At 53.9% G+C, this 12,709-nt stretch carries 14 protein-coding genes; 13 read left to right on the forward strand and 1 reads right to left on the reverse strand.

The window, feature by feature from the left end; translation table 11 throughout:
- Positions 1 to 38: 38 nt before the first annotated feature.
- The 9 genes from NH461_RS17110 to NH461_RS17150 are packed head-to-tail and all read left to right on the forward strand — an operon-like array spanning position 39 to position 9,827.
- Entirely contained in the window at positions 39 to 398 is a 360-nt protein-coding gene (locus NH461_RS17110) for a response regulator (protein WP_261603825.1), read from the forward strand.
- Between the two features lie 34 nt (positions 399 to 432).
- On the forward strand, positions 433 to 2,562 hold the full coding sequence (locus NH461_RS17115; protein ID WP_261603826.1) for a chemotaxis protein CheA: 2,130 nt from the start codon (positions 433 to 435) through the stop codon (positions 2,560 to 2,562).
- Positions 2,563 to 2,587: 25 nt separating this feature from the next.
- Positions 2,588 to 3,136: a chemotaxis protein CheW gene (locus NH461_RS17120; protein ID WP_315903258.1), complete on the forward strand. Its 549-nt coding sequence runs from the start codon at positions 2,588 to 2,590 to the stop codon at positions 3,134 to 3,136.
- 22 nt (positions 3,137 to 3,158) lie between these two features.
- Positions 3,159 to 3,614 carry a chemotaxis protein CheW gene (locus tag NH461_RS17125; protein ID WP_261603827.1) on the forward strand — a complete coding sequence of 152 codons (456 nt, stop codon included), beginning with the start codon at positions 3,159 to 3,161 and terminating at the stop codon, positions 3,612 to 3,614.
- A gap of 11 nt (positions 3,615 to 3,625) precedes the next feature.
- Positions 3,626 to 5,968 carry an aerotaxis transducer Aer2 gene (gene aer2, locus NH461_RS17130; protein ID WP_261603828.1) on the forward strand — a complete coding sequence of 781 codons (2,343 nt, stop codon included), beginning with the start codon at positions 3,626 to 3,628 and terminating at the stop codon, positions 5,966 to 5,968.
- Positions 5,953 to 6,852, forward strand: a complete 900-nt coding sequence (locus NH461_RS17135; protein ID WP_261603829.1) for a CheR family methyltransferase — start codon at positions 5,953 to 5,955, stop codon at positions 6,850 to 6,852. The genes aer2 and NH461_RS17135 overlap by 16 nt, the downstream gene beginning before the upstream one ends.
- A 20-nt stretch (positions 6,853 to 6,872) precedes the next feature.
- Positions 6,873 to 7,523, forward strand: a complete 651-nt coding sequence (locus NH461_RS17140; RefSeq protein ID WP_261603830.1) for a chemotaxis protein CheD — start codon at positions 6,873 to 6,875, stop codon at positions 7,521 to 7,523.
- On the forward strand, positions 7,517 to 8,611 hold the full coding sequence (locus tag NH461_RS17145; RefSeq protein ID WP_261603831.1) for a chemotaxis response regulator protein-glutamate methylesterase: 1,095 nt from the start codon (positions 7,517 to 7,519) through the stop codon (positions 8,609 to 8,611). The genes NH461_RS17140 and NH461_RS17145 overlap by 7 nt, the downstream gene beginning before the upstream one ends.
- The gene (locus NH461_RS17150; RefSeq protein ID WP_261603832.1) at positions 8,604 to 9,827 is read left to right on the forward strand and encodes a methyl-accepting chemotaxis protein; all 1,224 of its coding nucleotides are present in this window, start codon (positions 8,604 to 8,606) and stop codon (positions 9,825 to 9,827) included. The genes NH461_RS17145 and NH461_RS17150 overlap by 8 nt, the downstream gene beginning before the upstream one ends.
- Positions 9,828 to 9,928: 101 nt before the next feature.
- Here NH461_RS17150 and NH461_RS17155 read toward each other — a convergent pair whose 3' ends face one another.
- Positions 9,929 to 10,261, reverse strand: a complete 333-nt coding sequence (locus NH461_RS17155) for a DUF3392 domain-containing protein (RefSeq protein ID WP_261603833.1) — start codon at positions 10,259 to 10,261, stop codon at positions 9,929 to 9,931.
- A gap of 128 nt (positions 10,262 to 10,389) precedes the next feature.
- Between NH461_RS17155 and NH461_RS17160 the strand changes: the two genes are divergently transcribed.
- From NH461_RS17160 to NH461_RS17175, 4 genes are all read left to right on the forward strand, one after another.
- Positions 10,390 to 10,536: a DUF2256 domain-containing protein gene (locus tag NH461_RS17160; protein ID WP_261603834.1), complete on the forward strand. Its 147-nt coding sequence runs from the start codon at positions 10,390 to 10,392 to the stop codon at positions 10,534 to 10,536.
- A gap of 195 nt (positions 10,537 to 10,731) precedes the next feature.
- Positions 10,732 to 11,145, forward strand: a complete 414-nt coding sequence (arfB, locus tag NH461_RS17165; protein WP_261603835.1) for an alternative ribosome rescue aminoacyl-tRNA hydrolase ArfB — start codon at positions 10,732 to 10,734, stop codon at positions 11,143 to 11,145.
- Positions 11,146 to 11,237: 92 nt separating this feature from the next.
- A complete protein-coding gene (locus tag NH461_RS17170; RefSeq protein WP_261603836.1) occupies positions 11,238 to 11,687 on the forward strand; it encodes a hypothetical protein in 450 nt (149 codons plus the stop codon).
- Between the two features lie 107 nt (positions 11,688 to 11,794).
- The gene (locus NH461_RS17175; protein ID WP_261603837.1) at positions 11,795 to 12,670 is read left to right on the forward strand and encodes an aspartoacylase; all 876 of its coding nucleotides are present in this window, start codon (positions 11,795 to 11,797) and stop codon (positions 12,668 to 12,670) included.
- The last annotated feature ends 39 nt before the right edge of the window (positions 12,671 to 12,709 follow it).

Here is a 12,709-nt window from a genome sequence, read left to right on the forward strand (position 1 = left end):
GCTAAGAACTTGCGAAATTTGCATAGAAGAGGTGAACTATGCCAAAAGTACTAACCGCCGATGATTCTTTATCCATTCGACAAATGGTCAGTCATACCCTGAAAGATGCGGGGTTTGAAGTGGACACTGCGAATGATGGCGCGGATGCGCTCAATAAAGCCAAGCAGCAACGTTATGATGTAATTATTTCCGACGTTAACATGCCGAATGTGGATGGTCTCGAGTTAGTGCGTCAACTCAGAGCCACTGCGCAATATAAATTCACGCCGATTTTAATGCTGACCACGGAAACATCCCCGGAAAAAAAGGCCGCAGGAAAACAAGCTGGGGCAACCGGCTGGATTGTGAAGCCATTTAATCCCGATACCTTATTGAAAACCCTGAGTCGTGTGATCTAGACGAGCAAGAACAGAGACCCTTGAGGATGGCGATATGGCGTTGGATATGGAACATCTGCGCACGGTTTTTTATCAGGAGTGCCGGGAAAATCTTGAGATCCTGGAAAATGAGCTGCTGGCCCTGGATCCGGATGGTGAGATGGATCTGGAGGTAGTGAATACTATCTTCAGGGCTGCGCACTCGATAAAGGGCGGCGGTGCCACGTTCGAATTGTATGAAATCAGTCAGTTTACTCATGCGATGGAAACCTTACTGGATGAAGCGCGCGAGGGGCGTCGCCAGCTCGATCGGAACAGTATTGATGTGTTGCTTCAGGGCGGCGATTGCATTCGCGACATGCTTGACGCTTATGAGAGCAACACCGAGATTGCTCCGGCTTTAACCGTCTCTGTTTCGGCTGCCCTGACCGAGCTACTTTCCAGTCCTCCGCAGACGCTCGCTCATGTATCCCCCTCAGTCACTTCAACTGACTTTACGGAGGAAGTGGCTGCACCCCCTGATGAGGTCTATTTGGGTGAGGAATGGGAAATTCATTTTACCCCCCATCGGGAGATCTTCTTTAGCGGCAATGATCCGGTGCGGATCCTGCGCGAACTTCAGGCGCTGGATCCAACTTGCCGGATCAAGGCGGACACTGCAGCAATGCCGGCTCTGGAAGCGCTGGAGCCTGAACTCTGTTACCTCCGTTGGGTGATCCGGCTGAGTGGCCGTGTCTCCCGGCAGGAGATCGACTTGATTTTTGAATGGGTCGCCGATGAGTGCGATCTCGACATACGGTCCGTGGAAGCTGCTGAGCACATGCCTCTGCAAGGCGTTGATGAGACAACGCTTGATACAAAGGCTCTCGACGTCAAAGAGACCCTCGGCACGAACGGCTCGTTCGAGATCCCACCAGAAATGTCTTCGGCCCAGATGCCGTCCGTTCAAACGTCACAAAACCGCGCTGCTGCGGCGACTCCCCGGATTGGCAACAGTGTGAGTTCAATTCGGGTTGATATCGAGAAAGTGGACGAGCTGATCAACTTGGTCGGCGAGCTAGTGATCACCCAATCGATGCTGACAGAGCTGGGTCAGGATTTTGATACCTCGAAGTTAGATCGGTTGCAGGCCGGGCTGGATCTGCTGCTGCAAAATACCAAATCCCTGCAGGAAAGCGTGCTCAACATCCGAATGCTGCCGATCAGTTTTGCCTTTAACCGCTTCCCGCGTCTGGTAAGAGATCTCTCTGCCAAGCTGGAGAAACAGGTGACGCTCAAGATTTCCGGCGAGCATACTGAGCTGGATAAAACGGTGCTGGAGCGGATCACCGACCCCTTGGTTCACCTGGTCCGCAACGCAATCGACCACGGCATTGAAGTACCGGAGGTGCGGCAGGACAAAGGTAAGTCGGAAACGGGCACGATCACCCTGGAGGCGTTTCATCAGGGCGGCTCCATTGTGATCCTGGTGCGCGACGATGGGGCCGGGTTGGACTGTGACAAGCTGTGGCGCAAAGCCATGGAGAAGTCCTTGGTGCCGTCGGGCAGCCAGCGGGATGATTTCACGCCCAACCAGATTTATCACCTGATTTTTGCACCGGGCTTCTCGACGGCCGAGCAGGTCTCCGATATCTCAGGTCGTGGTGTAGGGATGGATGTCGTAAAGCGCAACATTGAGGATCTGGGGGGCCACATTGAAGTGGATTCCACGCTGCATCACGGCAGTTGCTTTACGATTAGTTTGCCGTTGACGCTGGCAATCCTCGACGGGCAGTTGGTGAAAGTCGCTTCGCAAGTGTTTGTGATCCCGTTACTGACCATTATCGAATCGGTCCAGATGCAACCGGAGCGGCTGAAAGTTGCTGCTGGTGGTGTCGAGCTGTATCAGCTCCGAGAGGAAAATGTGCCGATCGTTCGTTTGGATGAAGTGTTCGGGCTCGGTACAAGCGATGGTCTGCACGGACGATTGTTGTGTTTGGTGGAAGCCGGGGGGAGTCGGATCGGATTGCTGCTCGATGAACTCCTGGGACAACAGCAGGTGGTGATCAAGAGCCTGGAAAACAATTACACCAAAGTCGACGGGATCTCCGGGGCCACCATTCTGGGGGATGGCTCGGTGGCACTGATCCTGGATGTGCAGGGATTGATTACGGCGCATGCCTCCGGGCGAACCATCGCCGCCTGATTCAGAGTAGAGGGATATGATGGAGATGTGGCAACACAGTCCGGGTACGCCGGATGAACATAAAGTTGAGCCGGCAAAGACGGTTACTGCGGATGGGAAGGGGATGCCTGAAGCATCGGACTTAATGTCCGGTGCTGAAGAAGAAGTGCTTGGGTTTGTTTTGGGTAATGAACTGTACGGCGTCGATATTCAGCAAATCGAAGAAATCCGAGTCTGGGAAACGCCGACGCCCATTCCCCGCGCGCCGGACTTTATCAAAGGCGTGATTAATCTGCGCGGCATGATCGTTCCGATTATGGATTTACGGATCCGCTTCTCCATAGGCATCGTGGATTACCTGAAGACGACCGTCGTGTTGGTGCTGCGGGCGCAGACGGATCACGGAGAAAAAATGATGGGGATTGTGGTCGATGCGGTGTCAGATGTCGTGGACATCAGCAAGCAGGAAATTGGCAGTACGGTCGGTGGAACTCCGGTTACCCCATACATGACCGGGATTGTCAACGTCGATCAGCGGGTGTTGACGCTGTTGAGTGTCGAGCAGTTGCTGAGCATCGATCGGTTCATGGGGTAAGGTGCAGGACAGGGTGCAACGGATGAAGGAATACTTGACGTTTCTGATCAATGGCGAAGAGTACGGGGTCGATATCCTGACTGTTCGGGAAGTTCGTGGCTGGTCTGCGATCCGGGCGCTCCCTCATACTCTGGATTATGTCCTCGGGGTGCTTGAGTTACGGGGGGAATACATTCCAATTGTCGATTTGCGCCAACGCTTTCAGATGCCGCCGACCGACGTAACGGGCACGACCGTTGTGGTGATCCTGAGAAATCAGGCGGAACAATCGTTGGGCATTGTTGTGGATGCGGTGTCTGAGGTCTATCAGTTTGCGCCGGCACAAATTAAGCCGGCGCCGGCGCTGGGCGACCCCGGCCGGCGTGGGTTTATTTCGGGTCTTGTCAGCGTCAATCAACGGCATGTGGTGCTGCTGGCGATAGAACGATTGTTTGATTTCGAGTTACTGGAAGAGCTATCTATTTCTGAAATTGAATGAGGGTGAGTGCAATGATGTGGTGGAAGAAAAAAGCACAGGGAAAATCATTGTCGAATGAGCAGCAAGTCAACAATCATATGGCGGTAGCCCTGGATGGCGCACAAACAGCCCTGATGATGATCGACCGTGATTTTAAAATTACGTATCTCAATAAGCGGTCGCTTGCGCTGATGCAAAAGCACGAAGCTGTTTTTCAAACCTTGTTTCCGAACTTTAAAGCCAACCAGGTTGATCTGCTGGGGCAATGCATCGATGTGTTCCATAAGAACCCGGCCCATCAGCGTGATATGTTGTCGGACCCGAACAACCTGCCTTACGAAACAACCATCAAGGTACAGGATGTCTCGTTGCGGTTGAATATCGGTGCAATGATAGACGCCCAGGGCAATTATCTCGGCAATACCCTGGAGTGGGATGACATTACCGAGAAGTGCCTTGCGGATGAGTCGATTGCCAGGTTACAGGCTGCCGTGGATCAAGCCCAGACTGCGATGGTAATGATTGACCGGGATCTTGAAATCACGTATGTCAACCAACAGACGATTACGTTGTTTGCTGAACATGAGGCGGAGTTCCGTACGGTCTGGCCGGAGTTTACGGCGAGCGAGTCCTGGCTGGTCGGGCGCTGCATTGACCATTTTCACCGACATCCGGCACATCAGCGCAAAGTGCTGGGCGATCCGGCCAACTTACCCTTTCATAGCGATATCACGATTGGTTCGGTCAAGATCGAGCTCAATGTCTCGGCGATCCATGACCGACAAGGCAACTACATCGGCAATACCCTGGAATGGCGGGATGTCACTCAGGAGCGGGCCATGGCAACCCAGGTCGGCCGCCTGGTCTCAGCTGTCGAAGGGATGACGACAAATCTGATGATGGCCGATAGCGATGGGGTCATTCAATACCTCAATCCGGCGCTTCAAACCTTGCTTTCTGAGCGGGAAGCCGCAATGGCGAAACACTTTCCCGGCTTTAAGGTGGATAATCTGGTTGGCCAGAGTATGGATATTTTCCATCAAAATCCGAAGCACCAACAGGCGATTATCAAAGATCCCAGCCGATTACCGTTCTCCGCCAAGGTTAAAGTGGGCGAGTTGGAGTTCATGCTGACCTGTATTGCGATGCATGATGACAAAGGCGTGTTCATTGGCCCGGCATTGCAATGGGAAGATATTACCGAGCAAATGGATGGTCAGCGCCAGGTGGACCGATTAATCCAAAACGCCATGCAGGGACAACTGGACAGCCGGATGGATACCTCCGTTTACGGCGGTTTCATGCAGGAGCTGGGCAATGGGATCAACGGCTTGCTGGATACGGTAGTTGAGCCGCTGAACCAGTGTATCGAAGTGATGTCGCAAGTGGCCGATGGTAACTTGCAACAGACCATGTCCACCGAACATCAGGGTGATTTCAGCAAGCTGGCCGATTCAGTCAATACCTCGATCACCAACTTACGCAAGATGGTCGATAAGATCACGACCTCCTCAGCCCGGGTTGCCACCGCCTCCACCGAAATTGCGGAAGGCAATAACGATCTCAGCCAGAGAACGGAAGCGCAAGCGGCCAGTCTGGAGCAGACGGCCGCGGCCATGGAAGAGATGACGGCAACGGTGAAACAGAATGCCGATAGTGCCAAGAGCGCCAACAAACTGGCCAACGATGCTTCCCATAAAGCGCACAAAGGGGGTGAAGTTGTGGGTGAGGCGGTCTCGGCGATGTCAGAGATCAGCACTGCCAGTAAGAAGATCTCAGACATTATCAGTGTCATTGATGAAATTGCCTTCCAGACGAATCTGCTGGCACTCAACGCTGCGGTCGAAGCAGCCCGCGCCGGTGAGCAGGGGCGTGGATTCGCTGTGGTTGCCGGTGAAGTGCGGAACCTGGCTCAGCGCAGTGCCGAAGCGGCGAAAGAGATTAAGGCGCTGATCAAAGACAGTGGCAATAAAGTCGCCGAGGGATCGCGGCTGGTGGATGAGTCCGGGGAAACACTAAAAGAAATTGTCGCTGCGGTGGGAGAAGTCTCAGGCTTGATTGCCCAAATTGATGCGGCCAGCCAGGAGCAGGCTTCCGGAATTGATGAGATCAGCAAAGCCATCGTCAAAATGGATGAGATGACGCAGCAAAATGCAGCGTTGGTCGAAGAAGCCACCGCGGCGAGCCAGTCTTTGAAGGAAGAAGGTGGAGAGCTGCTGGAACTGATGAACTTCTTCGAGACCGGGGATCACAGCTCGTTGAGCGCATCCGCCACACCCGCGAGGGCGACGCCGATGGCTCGTCCGGCCAAAGCAGGAACGCTTCATGCGGTGAGTCCCGCGTTACAGGGCGATGATGAATGGGAAGAGTTCTGATCTCCCCGCCGACGGAACCCAAGACGATGGAACCCACGCCGGTGTCGACGCATGAGCGTGAGTTCCGTTTTACCGGGCAAGATTTCGAACAAATTCGGCACAAATTACGTGCGGTCACCGGGATTCATCTGTCCGAACAAAAAATGTCGATGGTGTACGGGCGTTTGTCCCGCCGGATCCGTGAACTCAAGTTGAGCAGTGTGGCGGCGTATCTGCAGTATCTGAAGATGCACCCTGAGGAATATGAGTTTTTTATCAATGCGCTGACGACGAATAAAACCCATTTTTTTCGTGAGTTGCACCATTTTGACTATCTGGCGCAGACGCTGATCCCACAGTGGCGACAGCGCCCGCAGCGCCCGCAGCGCCCGCAGCGCCCGGTGCATATTTGGTCGACGGCATGCTCAACCGGTGAAGAGCCCTATAGCATTGCAGCCACTGTGCTCGCCGAGGGGGCAGATATTGCTGCGCGGGTGAAAATTCTGGCCACGGACTTGGACACCCAAGTATTGGCGACTGCCCGCAAGGGGATCTATCGCGGATCGGCAATGGCCGGGATCCCGGCGCCTTATCTGAAAGCCGGGTTTGTCCGGGGCAAAGGGGAATTTCAGGGCATGATGCAGCCGAAGTCATGTTGCCGGGAGATGATTTTATTTAGACAGCTCAATTTGTTTGCCCGTTGGCCGTTTAAGCAGCCGATGGATGTGATTTTTTGCCGGAATGTCCTGATTTATTTTGATAAGCCGACTCAGCATCAGTTGCTGGAACGCTTCTGGCAGCTGCTCTCTCCGGGGGGCGTGTTATTGCTCGGCCATTCGGAGTCGGTTGGCCCGCTCGCACATCAATTTACGGCAGTGGGCCAAACGTCTTATCTCAAACACTGATGATCGTGGGAGGTTGTGCGATGAAGGTGTCGACACGTCATGAGCCGCGAGGGGGTGAGTCTTCAACGGCTCAACCCGTGGCCCGGTTTTATCACGAGAAGCGTCAGATCATGATGGTGAAAATTAAGCCCGGTGAAGTCTATGTTTCTTCGCGGAACGAGCTGATCACAACCAACCTGGGATCATGTATTGCGGCCTGTATCTGGGACCCGGAACTGAGCATTGGCGGGATGAATCATTTGATGTTGTCCCATGCCCATGAAAACACGGCTCGCAACAGCACGACGTTCGGTGCTGGATCGGCCCGGACAGCCAAGTACGGCGATGTGGCCATGGGGATGCTCATTGCGCAATTGATCGAGCGGGGCGCAATGAAACACCGGCTTAAAGTGAAGTTATTCGGAGGCGGGCAGGTGATGGGGCAGTTTTCTTCCATCGGCCACGACAATGTCGTGTTTGCTTTGCAGTACATCAAGGATGCGGGATTGTCATTGATGGGTTCGGATTTAGGGGGCCAGGTGACCCGGCAATTGATGTTCGAACCAACCAGCGGCCGGGCCTGGGTGCGCCGCTTCCCGGCGATATTGCATCCGGCACAGGCACGAGCTGGAGCATCGCACCAGTCACAGCCTCGGCGCGGGTGTCAGGATAAGGAAATATCAGCGTGCTAGAGAAAAAGAAAATCAGGGTGCTGGTGGTGGATGACTCGGCGGTGTTCCGGGCTTTGCTGTGCGAACTGCTGGGCAGTGATCCCGAACTGGAAGTGGTCGGTACGGCGGCGGATCCGTATCAGGCCCGGGATCGCATCAAGCAGCTCGAGCCGGACGTGCTCACCTTGGATATCGAAATGCCGAAAATGAATGGCGTGCAGTTTTTGAAAAATCTGATGCGATTGCATCCGATGCCGGTGGTGATGGTCTCAACACTTACGCAGCATGGCGCCGAAACGACACTGGCCGCTTTAGAGCTGGGCGCGGTCGATTACTTTCCCAAACCGACCCAGGCCATCAGTCAGTTGGCCGAGTATCGAATCCAGGTAATAGAAAAAGTCAAAGCGGCAGCAAACGCCAATGTGATGAAGACGAATGTGCCCATTGCGCGGCCGAGGGCGAATTTCCCGGCGGATGATGCTCTAACGAACCGGTCTCCTGATGCACGAGAGCGAGTTCGTGCCGTAAAGCAACACAGTCGCCATAAGCTGATTGCCATCGGGGCGTCAACCGGCGGCACAGAAGCGATCAAATCGATTCTGGAGGCTTTGCCGGCCCAGATGCCGCCGATTGTTGTGGTGCAACATATTAAGCCGGTGTTTAGTGACTCGTTCGCGCAAAGACTGGATCGACTTTGCCGCCTAACGGTTCGGGAGGTGCAGGGGCGCATGCCGCTGGTCGCTGGCCACGTGTATATTGCACCGGGCGACCAGCATCTACAGGTGATTCGCCGGGGCGCCCAGCTCTATTGCCAACCGCTGAACACGGAGCCGGTCAATCGGCATTGTCCGTCGGTTGATGTGTTGTTTCACTCGGTTGCAGAGGTGGTGCCGTCTGAGAGTGTCGGGGTCTTATTAACAGGAATGGGCAAAGACGGTGCCCAGGGGCTGATGGCGATGCGGCAAAGTGGCGCGGTCACCATCGCACAGGACGAACAAAGTTCGGTGGTTTGGGGAATGCCGCGTGCGGCGATTGAATTGGGAGCGGCGGGAAAAACGCTGGCGCTCCCGCAGATAGCGACCTATTTGTTGGAGCAGGTTTATGGATGAGCTGAATTTTTCCGCCGGGCGCACGACGGGGCCCGCCGGGCAGGAAAACCGGGGTCAGCAGCACGGAGGGGCCCGGTGGGTATTGCCGTTGTTGATCAGCGCCGGAGCGGTCGTTGGGGTTGGGCTCACCGCTGAGGGACTGCTCCAGGGGATTGTCATCTTGATGGCGATGTTGAGTTGGGGGCAATGGTGGCTGGAAGGGGTTCAGACCAATCGGCAGATTGCGTCAGCACTGGCGCAGAGTAGGCCAGCGCCGGATATGCGGGTGTGCCTGCAGCAGTTGGAAGCCTTGCTGAAGGATGAACTGGCGTCGATCCGGGACTCGTTGCAAAAGCAACGTGGGGTGTTGGATGATTCGGTTGAAACCCTGAATAATAGCTTTTTCGGGATGGAAAGCGCCTGTCATGAGCAAAAAGATCGATCGGTGAGTCTGGTCAATAATCTGCTTGCCAATCGTGACAGCGATTATGCCCTGGACAAAGTGGTCGCGACCACTGAAGGGGCAATTGCAGAATTTATCCAGCAGCTCAATGAAATCAGCAGCAAGAGCCAATCGGCAGAGCACTCCATTCAGGAAATGTCCGCCAAATTGGATGATGTTTTCCAGCTGCTGGTTCGGGTCAAAGGCTTATCGGAGCAGACGAATTTACTGGCCTTGAATGCAGCCATTGAAGCCGCCCGGGCTGGTGAGCAGGGACGTGGCTTTGCTGTGGTTGCCGACGAAGTTCGGGCACTGTCCAAGCAAGCTTTTGAGCTCAATGATGCGATTCATAGCCATATCCAGGTGGCACAGGAAACGGTTCATGTTGCCAGCCGGACGGTCGGAGAAATTGCGGCGTTGGATATGGGGCAGACACTCACGTCGCAGCAGCATGTGGCTACGTTACTGCAAGGGGTGCAGGCGGTAAATGCAGAAGTTCGGAACGAAATGGATAAAGTCGCGGAGATCAGCGATAACCTGAAACAGGAAGTCGGAAACAGTATCCGGGCGTTGCAATTTGCCGATATCGTGACGCAGCAGGGGGAGCACGCGATGTACAGCCTGGTGTTGCTGGAAGAGCTGCATGACTTGGTTCGGGACCATGCCACCGCTGCAGAGATCAACTGGCATGACTTCAGCCAGGCATTGGCGGCCCTGACCGCAAGAGCCGGCCAAAGCATGCACACCATTGCGCAGCAAAGTTCTTTAGCAGAAGGGGATGTCGAGCTGTTCTAAACCTCTTCTCGTTTCATTGAAAATCAACGCAAGGCCCTTAACCCATCCCTCGGTTTGTTGCCGGGGGATGGGTTGCAGCTTTGGGTGACAGCGTTGAGTGCTCAGATTTGTCGGTGGCGTTGCGCCCAGGTGCCGATAAATACAAAAGTTGTCACGATCACCCCAACCAGCCAGACATTGGGGAGCTGGCTTAACTGGCGGCTGAGCCACGGAGCGGCCGAAACAATCAGGAAGCCAAACCCGAACGCATTGATGAGAATGAAGACGGCGGTGCGGAGAATAAAGTTGGTTCCGGAAAGCTGTCCTCGCAGCAGACGGTTAATATCGGCCCCGAAAACCACTAATAGGCAGGCGACCATGGCGGTGGCGATATCACCCATCCAAGGACGGATAAACTGGCCGAAATCTGATAATAATCCGATGATTGTATCCATAAAACATCACGTAAAAACCAAGCGATGCCTGAGGATACGGCGTTCTGAACCAATGGCCTATGGCTGCAAAGCAGGCCCGTAAGCAGGATCACAGAACCACCCGGCGCGGTTCGCTCGGAAATGATCCCATGAAGAAAACTGAACTGCCTGAGAAAGTCTGTCCGATCTGCGGACGGCCATTTCGCTGGCGAAAAAAATGGAAAGATTGCTGGCCTGAGGTGCGCTACTGTTCCGAACGGTGCCGACGGAAGCGCCAAAGCGGTCGAGTCAATTAATGCCATTGGGCGCGTCCAAGTATTTGGGCGCATGAATGTATACGGGGGCGTTAAAGTATACCGGGGCGTTAATACAAGCAGACCCATCCAAGCCATAGGGGGCACGTTAAACAATGCATGAGGCTGCAAACTCCAGCCCGGTTGAGGTTATACTATTGATCAGCAACTCATTGAGAACAGACGTACAGTTTTATCATGCTAGCGATTTCAAATACGGTGCAATTGGCGGATTGGGAAATAGATATTTCCGCGATCCGGGCTCAGGGCTCGGGTGGCCAGAATGTGAATAAGGTATCCAGTGCCATCCACCTACGGTTTGACATTAAACGGTCATCGTTACCTGCTTTTTATAAAGAGCGCCTGCTGCAACTTGCTGATCAGCGCATCACCAAGGATGGCGTGATCATCATCAAAGCGCAGCAGTATCGGACCCAGGAGCAGAACCGGGAAGATGCTTTGCTGCGTCTGCAACAGTTGATCCAGTCGGTTGCGGTACAACAGAAAGCGCGCAAGGCCACCAAACCGACCAAAGGTTCGCAACAACGCCGGATGGACAAAAAATCTCAGCGCGGGCAGGTGAAAACCATGCGCAGCAAGGTGAAGTTTTGAGCAGGTTAACAGTTTTGCGCTTTATCTCGTGAAAGGCGGCTAAGAAGCGTTTAGCTTCTTGGCTAACGTCATGAAATGTATAGGTGATACGGATGTCGGAAAAGAAAAACCATCAGCTGCTGCAGTTGTATTTACGTGAGTCTGAACGGGTTCGGCTGGCGGATTTGTCAGCATTACCGGCATTGGATGACAGCGAACAGGCCGACATGGCGCACTGGCTGACAACCAAACGCCAGTTTTCTGAAGCAGAAATTCCGGCGCAGCCCTGGCTCAAAACCTGTAGTGCCGGTCATGTCACGGAATTGGTATTTCACCCGGATGGCTCTGTCCGGGAGACGGCATTGTTTCAGCGCCAGCAGGGGACGGGTACCTGGCGGGTGGCAGATGGTGTCCTGGAGATTGCGCTTCATCGTGGTGATGACCGGTATGATTTTTCCGTGATCGCTAACAAGCAAAGCAGCCTTCATTCCGCGATTGAGTACAAAAACCATGCGCTGCACTCTTATCTCAAACTGGCACAAATGCGCCCGGTGAATATCTAGGCGGTTTGTTGGGTTGTTTTCTGGTTGAAACTAATTTTTATTTCAGTATCTTGGAATAAATATTGAGTGAAGTGAGAGTCAGGCTTGTGAACACAAAGACGAATGCAATGAAATCGGTCGCGGTAGTTGGCGGGACCCATGGGAATGAATTCAGTGGCATTTATCTGCTGCGAAAATGGCAGCAGCAACCGCAACTGATCGCCCGGGAAACCTTCACGACCCAAATGGTGTTTGCGAACCCGAAAGCGTTTGAGGAAAACAAACGTTACCTGGATGTGGATTTGAATCGTCAGTTCGGACTGGCTGACTTGAACAACCCGGAGCTGGCAAATTACGAGCAGAGTCGTGCCAAGGTTATTAACCAAAAACTGGGGCCGAAAGGGCATGCAAAAACCGATTTTATTATCGATCTGCATAACACCACCAGTAATATGGGACCAACGCTGATCCTGCTGCAATCGAATGCGTTCAACCGCCAGCTCGGGGCCTACGTCAAAGTGCAGATGCCGGAAGCAGTCATCGTGCTTGAAGATCAGGTCTCTGTTGAAGATCATCTGTTCCTCAGCTCCATCACCCCGCAAGGCGTGATAGTCGAGGTGGGGCCGCAGTCGCAATCGGTGTTGCGTCAGGATGTTCTGGATTGGATGGAGACGATGACCCGCCACATTCTGGATTTTATCGAGCTGCACAATACCGGGGCGATCCCGGCGCTGCCGGCGTCCTATGAAGCGTTTAAATATGAAGAAACCCTGAAGCTGCCGGAAGATGAGCAGGGTGAGCGTATCGGCATGGTTCACCGCAATGTGCAGGATGCAGATTTTAAACCGCTACTCCCGGGTGACCCGATTTATACCTTGTTCGACGGCACGGAAGTTTGCTGGGAAGGCGACTATGAAGCCTACCCGCATTTTATCAATGAAGCTGCGTATTATGATAACAACCTTGCGATGTCTTTGGCCCGGAAAGTGATTGTTGAAGTCTGAGCCGGCCTGAAAAAGATGCAGGTTGCACCCTGTCAAGAG

This window comes from Photobacterium sp. TY1-4, from assembly GCF_025398175.1.
Taxonomy (GTDB): Bacteria; Pseudomonadota; Gammaproteobacteria; order Enterobacterales; family Vibrionaceae; genus Photobacterium.